The following is a 15,724-nucleotide window of genomic DNA, read 5'->3' as shown; positions in this document are numbered from 1 at the left end:
TCACCTACATAATTTCAATATCATAATCAATTATTTCTACTCTACTATCTCCATCTATAAATTTTATTACATTAGATATAATTTGGTTAGCATGTTTAGTATCATTGGTAACACAACTAAAACCAATTATTGAGGTTTGCCAATTATCATTCAATCCAATTTCTGCAATAGATACATTAAAACGAGACTGGATTCTTCCTATAATACTCTTAGTTATGTGTCTCTTCTCTTTTAAAGAATTTGAACTATATAATTTTAACTTTAAAGCACAAACACCAACTATCATATAAAATCACCTCAATAATATATTAAACTCATACTATCATTTTAGACTATTTTGTCAAATAAAAAAAGGGGTTAGAGCCCCTTTTATTTTAAAATATTCATTTCTTTACCAACTTGTTCAAATATGTCAACTGCTCTATCTAACTGTTCTTTAGTATGAGCAGCAGTTACCATACATCTTACTCTTCCTGTTCCTCGAGGTACTGTTGGGAATACTATTCCTGATACAAATACACCTTTTTCTAATAATTTTCTACTAAATTCCATAGTCTTTGCTTCATCGCCAATTATAACTGGAGTAATTGGAGTTTCACTATTACCTGTGTTAAATCCTAATTTTCCTAATTTCTCTTTAAAGTAATTTGCATTGTCCCACAATCTATCAGTATATTCTGTGGTTTCCATAAGCATTTTTATAGCCTCTATTATAGCTCCCGCTGCTGCTGGAGGTAAAGTTGTACTAAATAATACTGGTCTAGCTCTATGACTTAACCATTCGTACATAACCTTGGAACCTGCAACATAGCCTCCTACTACTCCTATAGCTTTAGACAAAGTGCCTATAGAAAAGTCAACTCTTCCGTGTAATCCAAAATGATCTACTGTTCCTCTACCACTTTCTCCTAATACTCCTGAACCATGAGCATCGTCTACATATGTTAATGCTTCATATTTTTCAGCTAATTCCACTATTTCTGGTAATTTAGCAATGTCACCATCCATGCTAAATACTCCATCTGTGATAATCAATACATTATTATATTTGTCTCTATTTTCTTTAAGTATTTGTTCTAAATGATCCATATCGGAATGTCTAAATATAGCTTTATCCGCTTTACTAAGCCTTGTTCCGTCAATTATGGAAGCATGATTTAATTCATCAGAAATTATTAAATCACCTTTTTCTGTTATAGCTTGTATAGTTCCTATATTACAATTAAATCCTGATTGATAAATAAATACTGCTTCTTCTCTTTTAAATTCAGCTAATAATTTTTCTAATTCTTCGTGAATGGACATATTCCCAACTATAGTTCTTACAGCCCCTGCACCAGCTCCATATTTTTCTACTGCTTCTATTGCACCTTTTTTTAATCTAGGATGATTAGCAAACCCAAGATAATTATTAGATGATAAGTTGATTACTTTTTTACCATTTAATATTACCTCTGCATCATTTCCACCTTCTAGTACTGGTAGTTTCCTATATACACCTTCTTTTTTAAGATCTTCAATCTTTTCTTTTAAAAAATCTAATTCATGAATATTGCTCATAAATCTCCCTCCTATATAATAGAAATTTAAACTTTACTTTTATAACTATAGTATAACACAAATTTAATAATTATTGTCTATCCTCGTCAAATAATAATTCAATATATTTTCCATCTTCCTCTTCATCAATTGATTTTCCTCTTTTTTAAGCTGTTTCTCTACTAATTCTCTACCAAATTCAAAATCTATATTTAATATAGCCCAAGCAACATATTCTCTAATCATAGGACTAGCATCCTCTAATAGAGGTATTAATAAATCTAAAGTATTCTTATTTTTAATATTTCCTAAAGCAATAATAGCATTCCTTTTTAAAATATTTTTCCCTCTCCAAGCTCCTGCCATAGAACCATATTCCTTTTTAAATTCCCTATTGGACATGGAAAGCAATTCTTTTATATCTATATAGCCTTTATTAGGCAAAAATTCTTTGTGATTGGGTTTTTTAACTCCTTTATTTTTAGGACAAGCTAATTGACAAATATCACACCCATATATACTAGTACCCATTTTTTCTCTTAATTCATAAGGTATATCCATTTTAGTCTGAGTTAAATAAGATATACATTTTTTAGGATTAAATCGAAATGGTCTTTCCAACGCTCCTGTGGGACATGCTTTAATACATAAATTACAATCTCCACATTTACTCCCTAAAATAGGACTATTTATAGGTATATCAATGTCCGTAAGTATATAACCTATAAATATAAAAGAACCATATTCATCATTAATTATGGAACAGTTTTTCCCATAATAACCTATACCAGCCTTTCTAGCTAACTCTCTCTCTATTAATGGTCCTGTATCTACATAATATTTATAATTAAATTCCTTATTTTTTTTAATTTCCATAATAAGTTTTTCCAACCTATCCTCTAATACTACGTGGTAATCCAATCCCCAAGAAGACCTTGATACTTTCCCTTTTAATTCATACTCTGAAACATAATTAAAATCATTATTATAGGACATGGCTATTACTATTATAGTTTTACAACTAGGCAAAATTAATTTAGGATTAATCCTCTTTTCTATATCTTTTTCCTCAAATTCTATCTCCATGTTTTTCAATTTCCTCATAATTAAATAATCTTTTAGATCATCTAAAGGCTCACAATCAGTAAAACCAATAAGGTCTATATTCAATTCTTTTGCCTTATCTATTATAAATTGTTTTAAATTCATAATTATCCCCTATCTATAAAAAGTAATTCATATATTTATACTTGACTAAGCACACATTATCTTAGTAAACTAAACATGAGATTATTCTACCACATTAAATGCCAAATATGTTGTTAATACAAGGAGAATTTTAAATATGAAAAAATGGTACAATAAATTATTTCTAAACAACATAAGAAAAGCAGTTGACAAATATAATCTTATCGAAAATGAAGATAATATATTAGTTGGTCTTTCTGGAGGAAAAGACAGCATATTCTTAATATATGCATTAGACCTATTACGAAAAAATTCCTACTTAGACTTTAATATAACAGGAATTCATATAGATATTGGTATAAATGCAAATATGGAAAAAGTAAAAAACTATCTAAACTATATAAATATTCCTTATATATATGAAAATATAAATATCAAGGGCAATATATTTAAAGAAAGAAATCCCTGTTATATATGTTCTAAGATAAAAAGAGGTATTATTGCTAGAGTTTCAAAAGAAAAAGGATTTAATAAAATTGCCTACGGTCATCATATGACTGATGTTGTAAATACATTTTTATTAAATATAATATATACAGGACAATTTCATACCTTTAAGCCTAATTCCTATAATAAAGAACATAATCTATATCTAATTAGACCTTTGATATATGTAAAAGAAGAAATAATCAAAAAAGTTGTAATAGATGAAAATCTTCCTCTAGGAATTAATAATTATTGCCCTTATGCTGAAAAAAACAAAAGAAAAGAAATAGCAATATTAATAAAAAATATAAAAAAGAATTATCCTGATTTTGAAGAAAAAACATTAAAAGCCATTGAAAAATCTAATTTATGGTAACTAATTCTTTTAACAATTCTATTTCTTTTCTATAACCTTCTAGTTCATTAGGAGTTTCCAGATAAAATGGAATATCTCTTAATATAGGATGCTTTATTATGTTTTTTATAGCTTCTAATCCAATGGTTCCCTCTCCTATTTTAGCATGCCTATCTTTTTGACTACCAAATTCCATTTTATTATCATTTAAATGTATAGCCTTTAATTTATCAATACCTATAATCCTATCAAATTCCTCCAAAACTCCATCTAAATCATTTACTATATCATATCCTGCAGCATGAGTATGGCAAGTGTCAAAACAAACTCCTATTAATTCACTATGCTCTACTCTGTCCATGATAGCTTTAAGTTCTTCAAAAGTCTTCCCTATCTCTGTCCCTTGTCCAGCCATAGTTTCAAGTAATAACATAGTAGTTTCCTCACCTGTAATTATTTCATTTAAAGCTTCAGCAATCCTTTCAATCCCATATTCCGTTCCTTTCCCCACGTGATTTCCTGGATGAAAAGTAAAATAAGGGATAGACAATTCATTTAACCTTTGATAATCCTCTTTCATTATTCCCTTTGCCATTCCGTATATATTAGGCTTGTAGGAAGCTAAATTTATAATATAAGGGGCATGAGCCAATAATGGACCAAAATTATTCTTTTCTAGTATTTTATTCATATTATCTACATCTTCTATATCTAAATCTTTTGAAGATGAACCCCTTGGATTCCTACTAAAAAATTGAAAAACATTAGCACCTATATCCAAAGCTACTTTTGCTGCATTTTCATATCCCTTTGCAATACTTAAATGGCATCCAATATACATTTAACCACCCTCTCCAAAAAAATATATACAATATTGCACCTAATATGATATCATATAAATGTATACATTTCGATTTATAATAACTATATTTAAATATAATACTATAAAAAGGAGTATATGTCATGTTTAATCTTAAAAAGAAATCCTTTAAAAAATTTGATTTCACATTATTTATAACCGCATTATTGCTATGTGTTTATGGCATTATAATGATAAAATCTGCCACTTTAAGCTTTGAAACCAATCGCTATATAAAAGTACAAGCTCTATCTACATTATTAGGTTTTATAGCTATAGCATTTTTGGTTTTACTTGATTTTGAACTAATAGGGAAGTTTTATATTCCCATTTATATAGTATCTGTTGGATTACTTGTTGCAGTAGCCCTATTTGGAATTGGTGAAGAACAATGGGGATCTAACTCCTGGTTAAACATCGGTGGTTTTGTATTTCAACCTGCTGAAATTGCAAAAATTGGAATAATCATATTTTTAGCCAAATACATTGACAAAAATAAAAATGAAATCAATCATCTACCAACTTTATTTAAAATACTTATATTAGCTGGAATCCCTATATTATTAATAGCCAAACAACCTGACTTAGGTACTGCACTGGTATTTGTCTTTTTTATAGTAGCTATGTTATTTGCTGCAGGTATAGATTGGAAATATATAGGATATGCTTTTTTAATTGGCATTATATCTCTACCGTTAATATGGTTCTCACTAAAACCATATCAAAAAAACAGGATATTTTCCTTTTTAGATCCAGAAAAAGATCCTTCTGGAACAAACTATCAAGCTTTACAATCAAAAATTGCAGTAGGATCAGGAAAAGTATTTGGCAGAGGTCTATTTCAAGGCACTCAAACCCAATACAACTATCTTCCAGAAAAACAAACGGATTTCATATTTGCAGTAGTTGGTGAAGAATTAGGACTAATTGGCGGATTAATACTAATACTACTATATTTTATAATGTTGTTTCGACTTATTATAATTGCTAAAAATAGTAAAGATACTTTTGGTTCTTTGATGGTAACTGGTTTTACTGCTATGTTTTTAATCCATATATGGGAAAATATTGGAATGACAATAGGTCTTATGCCTATAACTGGTATTCCCTTACCCTTCATGAGTTATGGAGGAACATTTCAATTAATTAATTTGATATGCATTGGAATTTCTCTAAGTGTAGGAGTTCAAAAAGATGGGCTTAATTTTTAGCTGCAATTGATTACGATGATGAAATTAAAATTGGGCTTGATAAAAACAATGTAAATGAAATAAAAACTGAAACTGTTAAAAAAATCCAAAATATCAGTATAGAAACTTCTTTAATTGATGTAAATATTATACCCGAAAAAAGAAAAGATATAAAAATTCACTATAATGGATATATAAAGTCTAATTATATTCCAGAATTAAAAACAAAAAAATATGGAAATACACTCTATATAACTACTGAAAAAAATAGTACAATGAAATCTCACAAAGTATATAGTTCCAATTTAAAATTTGACATATATGTTCCCATAGACTTTAAAGACAATATGGATATAATTACCTCTAGCGAAACATTTTGGAATGTTAAATTATTTAATAATAAACAGTGCTTAGAAATTTATTTATAAAAAAGTTAATTTCTAAGCACATTTACTTTGTTTTAAGTCTGAAGGGTTAAAAGTTGTTTCTCAACAGCTCCTTTTTATTAAGCTACATAAACATTTCTTTTTTAACTTATGCTTTTGCTTTAGTTTCTTCTAACACTCCTGCCCTGTTTAATGCCTCTACTAATAGTTTTATAATTATAGAATATGCAGGTATATTTACAGCTTGCTTAATCGCTGCTTTTGTCATAGTTATAACAAATGGATGTCCAAAAAGAATCTTCCTAAAATATGGAACCATCAAAACTGTTGTAGTTACCTGTCCCACAAGTATAGATACAAATATTTTCCATAATCTAGGTTTCTGTAAATCATTTTTTAAAATTTTTGTCAATATCCCTGGTATTATTCCTGTAAGTGCTGAAGTCAGTGTAAAATGTGGCATAAAAGGTCCCATAGGTCTAAGAATGTGACTAAGTACATCACCAACTGCACCTACTATTCCTCCAACAACAGGTCCAAACACTATTCCCCCAAATATAATAGGAAATCCGCCAAAATTTATAATACCTGGAATATTAACTATCCTTGACAGCACTATATTTAATGCTATCAGAAAACCTGAAATAACTATAGTTTTAGCATCTAATTTTTTCATAAAAATATCTCCTTTCTAGATAATATGACAGAGTGTCACATCAGAAAGAAGATATTTACTGAAGTGACAGCGAACGCGATAATATGTCGCAAGTATACACTTTTCGTTCAAAGGCTACGTTCCATCCTTTGACACTTAACGCATATTATCTACTCTGTCATTATTAACTTTTTATTTTAAATAAATTATAAATCAGCATCTATATGCCTACTTTATTAATCTATTCAAGCTACATTATATACTATCATCTTAAATTAATCAAATTATTTTTTATAGTAGTTCTACCTCAATCTATCTTTTTTCTTTTAAAAAACACATCCTACATAAAGGTTCATACTCATCAGAAGCACCAATCTTGATTCTTTCTTTATCTTTGGATTTTCTGTTGCTAACCCACGCATCTGCCCCACATCTTACGCATACGGCATGATGCTTATATAAATAATCTGCTATTGGCATTAGTTCTTTAATTACTTCAAAAGGCTTACCTGTAAAATCCATATCTAATCCTGCTACTATAACAGTTAAATTCTTCTTTAAAAACCCATTTATTCCTTCAATTATTTTATCTACAGACCCTCCTAAAAATTGTATCTCATCAATCCCTATTACATCCGGCTTCAATTCCTTAGAATATTCAATTATATCGTCTATATTCTTGACTAAAATAGCGTTCATATAAGTTAAATCGTGAGTTACTATTTCATTCTTATTATACCTGTTATCAATAGCTGGCTTAAACGCTATAGTTTTATATTTTGCTATTTTAAACCTTTTTAAATCTCGTTCTAAACTAGACGTCTTTCCTGAAAACATAGAACCTGTATGTACTATTAGTTTCCCTCTATATTGATGCAATTTTATACCTCCCTCTTTTCTTGACTTTTATATTATAACACTTATATTGAAATTTACCATTTAACATCTAATCAATATTCACATAAAATCTTCTAATGAATATTATAAAGTATCATATGTCCTTACAAGGAGGAATTTGTATGGGGAAAAAAACAATCGTTGAAATTAAAAATATAGGAATGACATATCATACATTAAATGGTGAAACAAAAGCTTTAGAAAATATAGACTTTAAGGTTTATGAAAGCGAAATAGTTGGGATTGTAGGACCAAGCGGGTGCGGTAAATCTACACTTTTATCTATAATTGCTGGTCTAATAACTCCTACAACTGGAGAAGTATTAGTTAATGGAAAAATAGTAACAAAACCTTCTGAGGATATTGGATATATGTTTCAAAAAGATCATCTATTTGAGTGGAGAACTATTCTTCAAAATGTAGTATTAGGATTAGAAATTAGAAAGAAAATAGATAAAAATTTATATAAAGAAGCAGAAAAATTATTGGAGAGCTATGGATTAGGGGAATTTAAAGATATGTATCCAAGACAGCTCTCAGGAGGAATGAGACAAAAAGCAGCTCTTATTAGAACATTAATGATCAAACCAAATTTACTTTTACTAGATGAACCTTTCTCTGCCCTAGATTATCAAACAAGATTAGCTATTGCTGATGAAATTGGAATAATTTTAAAAAAAGAAAAGAAAACTGCTCTATTAGTTACCCATGATATATCTGAAGCCATATCCCTTTCTGATAGAATAGTAATACTTACAAATAGACCCGCCACTATCAAAGATATCATAGAAATAAATCTAACTTGTCCTGAAGGAATAAGAACTCCACTAAAGAGTCGTGAAGCTCCCGAGTTTAGATATTATTTCAACAAAATATAGAAGGAGCTGGATGTCCATGTCTAATAATCAAATATCTACAGAACATGAAAAATATTTAAAAGAGATAAAGAAACGAAGATATACTATATTGGTAACACAAATAACCATATTTATAATAGGATTATTTCTATGGGAAATAGCGGCAAGGTTTGACTGGATTGATACCTTTCTAACCAGTTATCCATCAGGGATATGGAAATTGTTTGTAGAATACACTAAAAATGGAGATTTGTTTTATCATGTAGGTATTTCAGTTTTAGAAACCATAATTGGCTTTGCTTCAGGCACTTTGTTGGGTATATTAATAGCTATAGTTCTTTGGTGGTCAGATTTTTGGGCTAAAGTATTAGATCCTTATTTAGTAGTATTAAATAGCCTTCCTAAGACAGCATTAGCACCTATCATAATAATATGGGTTGGAGCAGGATATTCAGGAATAATAGTTACTGCTATCACTATATCTATAGTTGTTACTATTATGAATATGTTTGTTAGTTTTACATCCGTAGATGAAGACAAAATAAAATTATTGCAAACTTTTGGAGCAAACAAATTTCAAATATTAAAAAAAGTAGTACTTCCTTATTCTATACCAACAATGATAAGTACGCTAAAAGTAAATATAGGCTTATCTTGGGTAGGAGTTATTGTCGGTGAATTTTTAGTTTCCAAAGCAGGAATTGGATATCTAATAGTATACGGTGGACAGGTATTTAAATTAGACTTGGTTATGATGAGTGTATTTATATTAGCTATAATATCCGCTTTTATGTACAAGGGAATTTCTTTACTTGAAGATAAGTTTATGAAATGGCAAGATTAAAATATTATTCTCAACAATATAACCCTGTAAATTATAATTTACAGGGTTATATTACATTATCCTGCCTTTTACTAGCTTTCAATATTCGCATTTTTGCAAATATTACAATAATGTTGTATTATATATTTAAACTAAAGTACTAAGTTTTTAGGAGATGAGAAATATGAAAAGCTGATGTAACTTATATTTATACACTAAAGGATTTAAACAATAAAATACTTGATAAATTCGATAAAATATGCAGTAGTAAACACTATCTAAAATATATACAAAAAATAGAATATATAGTTGAAGAAAAAGAATTAAAAGGATATAAAACAAAACTACGCAAGGAAATTCAAAATAATAAGAATTTATTGCTAGTTTATTTGTGCCAAAAAAATAAGAAAAAATCTATTTGGAATAAGCTTAAACGAATTACTGTTATAATTGAACCTGAGCTAATATAAGTTAACTATCCGTTTTATCTCCATCTTTTTCTAAACTTTTGCTTTCTTCTTGTTTTTCTTGTACCTTATTTCCATCTTTATTCTTATTAAGATATATATTAGCTAACTGTATCCCCTTCACTAGTAAAATTATAATTAATATTTCCTTTGTTACTCCTAAAATAATAGAAATTGTGCCAATAATACCATAAGCTGTTGTCATTTCCATTTTACCCCTCCATTCATAGTTTACATTCAACTATTTTAACTTAATTTACCGCATCAATGTCTTCTCACGTATTTCCTTGATAATGCTATTGCCTTTTATAAATATTTAATGTACTATTATAGGTTATCATATTTTTGTAGTTATTATAAGGGTTTTTAAAAAAAATCATTCTAAACCAAATTTTCATCTTTGGCTCAGAATGATATTGTTAGTATTTTTAATAAAATAACAATTTTTCATATTAGGATAGACTTAATTTTATACTATATTACATCCTAAAGTACTTTCCATTTCCTTTAGTGCAAATTCATGAGCTTCTTCATCAAAAGATGCAATTCCTTCTTTGAATACATTTACTTTATAAGCCAAATTTCTAGCATCAGCTGCAGTATATAATACACATATATTTGTACATACCCCTACTAAATAAATTTCATCAACTCCTTTTTCTCTTAAGTATAAATCTAAATCTGTGCCATAAAAAGCACTATATCTCCTTTTTTTAATAATCTTATCTCCATCTTTCACCTGAAGTTGTTGAATAATCTGGCTACCTTCTGTACCTGCTATACAATGAGGTGGAAACATATCAAATTCTTTATCGTCCTCTTCATGATTATCACATATATAGATAATAGGATAATCTTTTTCCCTAAATTCATTAGTTTTCTTTTGGATAAACTCCACAATTTTTTCCCCTGCTGGTCCAGTGGTAAGTTTCCCTTCCTTATCAATAAAGTCTTTTAACATATCAATTATCAATAATGCTTTCATCTTGAACCCTCCTTTAAAATACTATTAATATAAATTTAATAATTATTATTTCTCTCACACATAGGACATATATTTTGTTCACTTATTACTTTATTATATTTAAGTTTATTAATTAGCTACTTTTATACCTTCAGAGATGTCAAAGCTTTGGAATTTCTAATTAATATGATATATTGAAAATAATCTGTGGTCACCCCTCCTTCTGGTATCTTATGTACAATAGGCCATAGTAGTCTTTTGTCGAATGGAGAGTCAGTTCCATTTAGCTTGAAAAGAGTACATTCACCTTTAGCATATTTTTTTAATATATTTAGTTTTGAATCTAAAGTAGTCATAACACCTTGATAATCCTTTAAGTCCGTTGGATACAAATATTTGCAATTATCATAAATATAAACTATCGATAAGACCTTATCTTGAAACATAGGATTTTTATTTAAAATTGACCCAAACCAATCAACATATGAAGTTTCCCTAAGTATTTTTTCATCTCCAGTCTCTAAATATTTACTTAAAAAAAATGCAACGCTGAAAGGCAGCTCCCAAAGATAATATTTAAAATTCGTATTAAATTTAAAGTATTTTAAAAATTTCATCCTCAATTGCTCATTAACTAAAACTCCATGATTCTCCCCAACTAAAAATATTTCTTTTCCTTCTAAATCATCATCTATAATAGATAGATCTGTAAAGTCATTTGTTTCTTCCAAATCTATCATGATATGATTTTCCTCTAGATATTTATATATGTCACTATAATCCAATGGATTCAAAATAAAAACCCCACCCTTATCTACTATTTCATAAATATGTTCCATATTTCACCATCTGGTAGTATTTTAACATCTTTATTTATTTTTTCAATATATTTTCATAATGTGAACCTTTCTAAATATTCTATCACCTCTTTTTCAATGTTTGAAAAACTTAATTTAGCAATATCCACAATATTATACTTGTTTTTTAACTTTTTCATCATTTGTTTCCCTAAAAAATATCCAGTATCACTTAAGCCTAATACTTGAAACCAGTCTCCAAAAAAATCATTAGTACCTTTATCCTTATCCTTTAAAGCTTCTAAATATAATTCCTTTAGTCTATCTTCATTAAGTTTACATGCATTTTCCCATTCTATACCCCTTGAATCAATTTCTTCATTTAACAATTTTTTTTGGAAAAACTGAGCAAATCCTTCTGTATATATCCTCCAAATCCCTTTACTATATTTATTTTCCTCAATATCCTTTGGTATAGTATCCTCACCCCTTAACTCAAAATGAACTATATGACAAAGTTCATGAGATAATAAAGGTTTTAATTTATCTATTGTATGCCAATTCAATTCAGCAATTTTATCTATTCCATATAATATGGCTCTCTTCCCTCCATATTCATCCACCCATCCAGCACTATTTAATAAACCACAGTATAATACTATATTTATATCTAAATCTACACTAAATACTAGTTCTACTTTCTCATTTATTCCTGCCATAATTTCTAATATATTTTCATAAGCCATTATCATTTTATCAAAATCATCTTTGGTTCTATTAAATACCATACCCTTTGCAATATCTCTCCAATGATAGCCATTATCTTCATAATCATTTTTACACTTATGTTCTAATTCAGGATATTTAGATATATAGCATTCTTCCCATAATTTTATCTTTTCTTCTATGCTTAAATTTAAATTATTTGCAAAACAATTCTTAAAATCTTCAAATGTATCAATTATATTTATCATGATTATGTGCTCCTTCCTATTTTAAATAATTGCACCAGAGACAATATCTACCTTTGCATATTCTCCTTCTTCAGAATAAAGTCCACACCATATATTAAACTATGAGCTGCTAATAACATATTTTGTATAGAAGCATGATATTAAAAACTCCCTTGGTTGAAGATTGCGATAGTAAGTATAGCTTCTAATACATCCATAAAATATCACTCCCTTTTTTATATTAATCCAATCCTAATTGATTAGATACCCATAAATAGGGTAATTTACTCTATTTATATCTTTTATATCCTATCCAAATCAATTTCTTCATTTCCTTCCATATTCAGTTACATATCTAGTACTATTTAAATGCAAAACAATCTTATACTAGACATAAAGTTAAATTCATGATACAATCAACTTAATTGAAAATTAAATATTCTTATCATGAACAGAGGGGAGCCTTAAAAGGCTGAGAAAGGTTATACCTGACCCTTTGAACCTGATGTGGATAATTCCAACGAAGGGACATGTTCTTTCCAGTTAGTATTAATTAAAACTGCGTAAAAACTGTATGTTCCTTTGGGAATGTACAGTTTTTTTATTTAAATAGAAAAGGAGGTGCAAATTGATGATAGTAAATGGAAAAAATATTGATCTCCCTCAACAAATTACAATTAATGAACTTATTGAAAAATTAAATTTATCTGTGGATACCATCGTAGTGGAAGTTGATGGCAAAATAATAGATAAAGATAAATACTCAAAAAAGCTGAATAACAACAATAAAGTAGAAATAATTAGCTTTGTTGGAGGAGGTTAAAATTGTGGATGAACATAAATTAAAAAATGCCAAAATTGGTATAGCTGGACTTGGAGGCTTAGGTTCAAATGTAGCAGTTTCCTTAGCACGAATTGGAGTTGGAAATCTTGTCCTTGTAGATTTTGATGTTGTTGAAAAATCTAATTTAAACAGACAATATTACTTTTTAAAACATGTAGGAATACATAAAACAGAAGCACTAAAAGAAATTATTTTAAATATCAACCCTTCCGTTTCTTTAGAAATAAAAACAACTAAAATATCTAAAAATAATATAATTGAACTTTTTAAAGATGTAGATATACTTGTAGAAGCTTTAGATGATCCTAAAGAAAAGGCTCTACTTATAAATATCTTTTTAAAAAATTTTGAACATAAAAAAATTGTAGCTGCTTCTGGTATATCAGGATATTCCTCTAGTAATTCTATAAAAACAAAAAAAGTATTAAAAAATTTATATGTTGTAGGAGATGAGAATATTAAATCTAACAGCGATAATAAACTATTTTTAGCTCCAAGAGTAGCTATAGTAGCTAACCATCAAGCTAATATGGTTTTAAGACTTATTTTAGGAAAAGAGGAGGTATAATTTATGGATACTTTAAATATTGGAGGTAAAATGTTAAAAAACAGATTGTTTATTGGAACTGGAAAATTTGGAGACAATAGAATATTACCTGAAGTAATTAAAAAAAGTGGTGCTGAAGTTATAACTATGGCTGTAAGAAGAGTAAATCTAGATTCTAAAGATAAAATCGATAACATATTAGAATATATTCCAAAAGACTGTATATTATTACCTAATACTTCTGGAGCAAGAAATGCAGAAGAAGCAATTAGAATTGCAAGAATTGCAAAAGCTATGGGATGTGGAAATTGGATTAAAATTGAAATAGTATGGGATAATAAATATCTTTTGCCGGATAATGAAGAAACTATAAAAGCAACAAAAATACTTTCAAAAGAAGGATTTGTTGTTCTTCCATACATGAATCCAGATTTAATAGCAGGGAAAAAGCTTATAGAGGCAGGTGCTCAAGCAGTCATGCCTTTAGGTTCTCCTATTGGTACAAACAGAGGAATAAAAACAGAAGAAATAATACAAATAATGATAGACGAATTAGATATTCCAATAATTGTAGATGCAGGTATAGGTAGACCTTCAGATGCTTGCTATGCTATGGAAATGGGGGCAAGTGCAGTACTTGTAAATACTGCAATTGCCACATCGGATAATCCAATAGAGATGGCAGAAGCCTTCTCCATGGCAGTAAAATCTGGGAGAAAAGCATACAATGCAAAATTAGGTAAACAAAGAAAAACAGCTTCTCCTTCATCACCTCTTTTAGGATTTCTAAGTGAAGGTGATGCAAATTGAGTTTTTATGATGTAATAACTTTATATAAAAATTTTGATTTTAAAAATTTTTTAAGTACCGTAAATGATGAGTATATATTAGCTATATTAGAAAAAGATCAAGTAGACGAACTAGACTTCTTAGCACTCCTTTCTCCAGCTGCAACAAAGCATTTAGAAAAAATAGCTATTAAAGCTAGAGAAATTCATTTAAAACGTCATGGAAAATCTATTGTTTTGTTTACACCAATGTATATATCCAATTTTTGTGTAAATAAATGTGCCTATTGTAGCTATAATATGACTAATAAAATAAAAAGAAAAAAAATGTCCTATGAGCAAATTGAAATTGAAGCTCAAAAAATAGCTGAAACAAATTTAAAAAATATATTAGTATTAACAGGAGAAGATAAAAAAAGAAGTCCTGTAGAATATATTTTAAAATCAATAGATATTCTAAAAAAATATTTTGAATCTATTTCCATAGAAATATATCCTCTGTCAACTGCCGATTATGAAAAAATGGTATTAGCAGGAGTTGATGGTTTATCAATTTATCAAGAAACCTACGATGAAGAAATTTATGATAAAGTTCACATAAGTGGTCCCAAAAAAAATTATAAATTTAGATTGGATGCTCCTGAAAGAGCTTTAAAAGCAAATATGAGAAGTGTAACTATAGGACCTTTAATAGGACTAGCTGATTGGAGAATAGATTCTTTCTTTGGGGGATTACATGGAAAATATCTGCAAAAAAAATATCCAGCTGCTGAAATTGGAATTTCTGTACCACGAATTAGACCTTGCACAAAAGAATTCAATGATATAAAAACAATTAATGCAACAGAATTAGTTCAAATAATATTAGCTTATAGACTATTCTTACCTTATGCTAGTATTACCATAACCACAAGAGAAAGTGCTTTTATGAGAGATAATTTAATTCCACTATGCATAAATAAAATATCTGCTGGAGTCTCTACTGAAGTAGGAGGACATTCTTTGGAAGATAGTGGCGATGAACAATTTGAAATATCCGATGGAAGAAGTGTTGATGAAATAAAAAAAGTAATACTTGAAAAAGGATATCAACCAATAGTAAAAAATTGGATAAATATGTAAAGGTGGT

At 28.5% G+C, this 15,724-nt stretch carries 19 protein-coding genes and 2 riboswitches; of the genes, 9 read left to right on the top strand and 10 right to left on the bottom strand.

What is annotated here, in order from left to right:
* Positions 1 to 4 precede the first annotated feature (4 nt).
* The 3 genes from JL105_RS02640 to queG form a co-directional block, all read right to left on the bottom strand.
* Positions 5 to 286, bottom strand: a complete 282-nt coding sequence (locus JL105_RS02640) for a DUF503 domain-containing protein (RefSeq protein WP_132026409.1) — start codon at positions 284 to 286, stop codon at positions 5 to 7.
* An 83-nt stretch (positions 287 to 369) separates the two neighbouring features.
* Complete coding sequence (locus tag JL105_RS02635; RefSeq protein WP_132026407.1) at positions 370 to 1,560, bottom strand: glycine C-acetyltransferase; 1,191 nt, start codon at positions 1,558 to 1,560, stop codon at positions 370 to 372.
* A 63-nt stretch (positions 1,561 to 1,623) separates the two neighbouring features.
* On the bottom strand, positions 1,624 to 2,748 hold the full coding sequence (gene queG / locus JL105_RS02630; protein ID WP_132026405.1) for a tRNA epoxyqueuosine(34) reductase QueG: 1,125 nt from the start codon (positions 2,746 to 2,748) through the stop codon (positions 1,624 to 1,626).
* A 136-nt stretch (positions 2,749 to 2,884) separates the two neighbouring features.
* Here queG and JL105_RS02625 point away from each other — a divergent pair, with 136 nt between their 5' ends.
* Positions 2,885 to 3,589, top strand: coding sequence for a tRNA 2-thiocytidine biosynthesis TtcA family protein (locus tag JL105_RS02625; protein WP_132026403.1), 705 nt, complete (start codon positions 2,885 to 2,887; stop codon positions 3,587 to 3,589).
* Here the strand turns inward: JL105_RS02625 and JL105_RS02620 are convergent.
* Positions 3,576 to 4,409: a deoxyribonuclease IV gene (locus tag JL105_RS02620; protein WP_132026401.1), complete on the bottom strand. Its 834-nt coding sequence runs from the start codon at positions 4,407 to 4,409 to the stop codon at positions 3,576 to 3,578. The two genes, JL105_RS02625 and JL105_RS02620, sit on opposite strands and share 14 nt — an antisense overlap.
* 122 nt (positions 4,410 to 4,531) lie before the next feature.
* Here JL105_RS02620 and rodA point away from each other — a divergent pair, with 122 nt between their 5' ends.
* Both rodA and JL105_RS11755 read left to right on the top strand, forming a co-directional pair.
* Positions 4,532 to 5,638 (top strand): rod shape-determining protein RodA, encoded by a 1,107-nt coding sequence (gene rodA, locus JL105_RS02615; protein WP_132026399.1) that lies wholly within the window; start codon positions 4,532 to 4,534, stop codon positions 5,636 to 5,638.
* A gap of 5 nt (positions 5,639 to 5,643) precedes the next feature.
* Positions 5,644 to 6,045: a DUF4097 family beta strand repeat-containing protein gene (locus JL105_RS11755; RefSeq protein WP_475581208.1), complete on the top strand. Its 402-nt coding sequence runs from the start codon at positions 5,644 to 5,646 to the stop codon at positions 6,043 to 6,045.
* 106 nt (positions 6,046 to 6,151) lie between these two features.
* On the opposite strand, the gene JL105_RS02610 is transcribed toward JL105_RS11755, so the two are convergent.
* Both JL105_RS02610 and JL105_RS02605 read right to left on the bottom strand, forming a co-directional pair.
* On the bottom strand, positions 6,152 to 6,679 hold the full coding sequence (locus tag JL105_RS02610) for a folate family ECF transporter S component (RefSeq protein ID WP_132026397.1): 528 nt from the start codon (positions 6,677 to 6,679) through the stop codon (positions 6,152 to 6,154).
* Between the two features lie 65 nt (positions 6,680 to 6,744).
* Positions 6,745 to 6,838, bottom strand: a riboswitch (THF riboswitch).
* Positions 6,839 to 6,970: 132 nt separating this feature from the next.
* Entirely contained in the window at positions 6,971 to 7,537 is a 567-nt protein-coding gene (locus JL105_RS02605; protein ID WP_132026395.1) for a thymidine kinase, read from the bottom strand.
* A 140-nt stretch (positions 7,538 to 7,677) separates the two neighbouring features.
* On the opposite strand from JL105_RS02605, the gene JL105_RS02600 reads away from it, so the two are divergent.
* Both JL105_RS02600 and JL105_RS02595 read left to right on the top strand, forming a co-directional pair.
* Positions 7,678 to 8,433 (top strand): ABC transporter ATP-binding protein, encoded by a 756-nt coding sequence (locus JL105_RS02600; protein WP_132026393.1) that lies wholly within the window; start codon positions 7,678 to 7,680, stop codon positions 8,431 to 8,433.
* A gap of 16 nt (positions 8,434 to 8,449) precedes the next feature.
* A complete protein-coding gene (locus JL105_RS02595) occupies positions 8,450 to 9,256 on the top strand; it encodes an ABC transporter permease (RefSeq protein ID WP_202690591.1) in 807 nt (268 codons plus the stop codon).
* A gap of 450 nt (positions 9,257 to 9,706) precedes the next feature.
* Here JL105_RS02595 and JL105_RS02590 read toward each other — a convergent pair whose 3' ends face one another.
* The 4 genes from JL105_RS02590 to JL105_RS02575 all read right to left on the bottom strand — a co-directional run bounded on the left by JL105_RS02590 (position 9,707) and on the right by JL105_RS02575 (position 12,437).
* Positions 9,707 to 9,913, bottom strand: coding sequence for a hypothetical protein (locus JL105_RS02590; protein ID WP_132026389.1), 207 nt, complete (start codon positions 9,911 to 9,913; stop codon positions 9,707 to 9,709).
* Between the two features lie 258 nt (positions 9,914 to 10,171).
* A complete protein-coding gene (locus JL105_RS02585; protein ID WP_132026387.1) occupies positions 10,172 to 10,687 on the bottom strand; it encodes a cysteine hydrolase family protein in 516 nt (171 codons plus the stop codon).
* 122 nt (positions 10,688 to 10,809) lie between these two features.
* Positions 10,810 to 11,505 (bottom strand): hypothetical protein, encoded by a 696-nt coding sequence (locus tag JL105_RS02580; RefSeq protein WP_132026385.1) that lies wholly within the window; start codon positions 11,503 to 11,505, stop codon positions 10,810 to 10,812.
* Between the two features lie 53 nt (positions 11,506 to 11,558).
* Complete coding sequence (locus JL105_RS02575) at positions 11,559 to 12,437, bottom strand: hypothetical protein (protein WP_132026383.1); 879 nt, start codon at positions 12,435 to 12,437, stop codon at positions 11,559 to 11,561.
* 424 nt (positions 12,438 to 12,861) lie between these two features.
* A riboswitch (TPP riboswitch) is annotated at positions 12,862 to 12,963 on the top strand.
* Positions 12,964 to 13,047: 84 nt separating this feature from the next.
* Here JL105_RS02575 and thiS point away from each other — a divergent pair.
* Genes thiS through thiH form a run of 4 tightly spaced genes read left to right on the top strand, consistent with a single transcriptional unit; the run spans position 13,048 to position 15,717 of the window.
* The gene (gene thiS / locus JL105_RS02570; protein ID WP_132026381.1) at positions 13,048 to 13,239 is read left to right on the top strand and encodes a sulfur carrier protein ThiS; all 192 of its coding nucleotides are present in this window, start codon (positions 13,048 to 13,050) and stop codon (positions 13,237 to 13,239) included.
* Between the two features lie 4 nt (positions 13,240 to 13,243).
* Positions 13,244 to 13,828 carry a sulfur carrier protein ThiS adenylyltransferase ThiF gene (gene thiF / locus JL105_RS02565; protein WP_202690590.1) on the top strand — a complete coding sequence of 195 codons (585 nt, stop codon included), beginning with the start codon at positions 13,244 to 13,246 and terminating at the stop codon, positions 13,826 to 13,828.
* A 3-nt stretch (positions 13,829 to 13,831) separates the two neighbouring features.
* Complete coding sequence (locus JL105_RS02560; RefSeq protein WP_132026377.1) at positions 13,832 to 14,617, top strand: thiazole synthase; 786 nt, start codon at positions 13,832 to 13,834, stop codon at positions 14,615 to 14,617.
* The gene (gene thiH, locus JL105_RS02555) at positions 14,614 to 15,717 is read left to right on the top strand and encodes a 2-iminoacetate synthase ThiH (protein ID WP_132026375.1); all 1,104 of its coding nucleotides are present in this window, start codon (positions 14,614 to 14,616) and stop codon (positions 15,715 to 15,717) included. Before JL105_RS02560 ends, thiH begins: the two co-directional genes overlap by 4 nt.
* The last annotated feature ends 7 nt before the right edge of the window (positions 15,718 to 15,724 follow it).

The organism is Keratinibaculum paraultunense (assembly GCF_016767175.1).
Lineage (GTDB): Bacteria > Bacillota > Clostridia > Tissierellales > Tepidimicrobiaceae > Keratinibaculum > Keratinibaculum paraultunense.
This window is presented reverse-complemented; position numbering and strand designations above follow the sequence as displayed.

Coding starts and splice junctions, on each gene's coding strand:
- JL105_RS02610 (WP_132026397.1), bottom strand. CDS start 6,679: ATGAAAAAATTAGATGCTAAAACTATAGTTATTTCAGGTTTTCTGATA.
- JL105_RS02600 (WP_132026393.1), top strand. CDS start 7,678: ATGGGGAAAAAAACAATCGTTGAAATTAAAAATATAGGAATGACATAT.
- JL105_RS02580 (WP_132026385.1), bottom strand. CDS start 11,505: ATGGAACATATTTATGAAATAGTAGATAAGGGTGGGGTTTTTATTTTG.
- JL105_RS02560 (WP_132026377.1), top strand. CDS start 13,832: ATGGATACTTTAAATATTGGAGGTAAAATGTTAAAAAACAGATTGTTT.
- JL105_RS02620 (WP_132026401.1), bottom strand. CDS start 4,409: ATGTATATTGGATGCCATTTAAGTATTGCAAAGGGATATGAAAATGCA.
- JL105_RS02575 (WP_132026383.1), bottom strand. CDS start 12,437: ATGATAAATATAATTGATACATTTGAAGATTTTAAGAATTGTTTTGCA.
- JL105_RS02595 (WP_202690591.1), top strand. CDS start 8,450: ATGTCTAATAATCAAATATCTACAGAACATGAAAAATATTTAAAAGAG.
- JL105_RS02585 (WP_132026387.1), bottom strand. CDS start 10,687: ATGAAAGCATTATTGATAATTGATATGTTAAAAGACTTTATTGATAAG.
- thiS (WP_132026381.1), top strand. CDS start 13,048: ATGATAGTAAATGGAAAAAATATTGATCTCCCTCAACAAATTACAATT.
- rodA (WP_132026399.1), top strand. CDS start 4,532: ATGTTTAATCTTAAAAAGAAATCCTTTAAAAAATTTGATTTCACATTA.
- JL105_RS02635 (WP_132026407.1), bottom strand. CDS start 1,560: ATGAGCAATATTCATGAATTAGATTTTTTAAAAGAAAAGATTGAAGAT.
- queG (WP_132026405.1), bottom strand. CDS start 2,748: ATGAATTTAAAACAATTTATAATAGATAAGGCAAAAGAATTGAATATA.
- JL105_RS02590 (WP_132026389.1), bottom strand. CDS start 9,913: ATGGAAATGACAACAGCTTATGGTATTATTGGCACAATTTCTATTATT.
- JL105_RS02640 (WP_132026409.1), bottom strand. CDS start 286: ATGATAGTTGGTGTTTGTGCTTTAAAGTTAAAATTATATAGTTCAAAT.
- JL105_RS02625 (WP_132026403.1), top strand. CDS start 2,885: ATGAAAAAATGGTACAATAAATTATTTCTAAACAACATAAGAAAAGCA.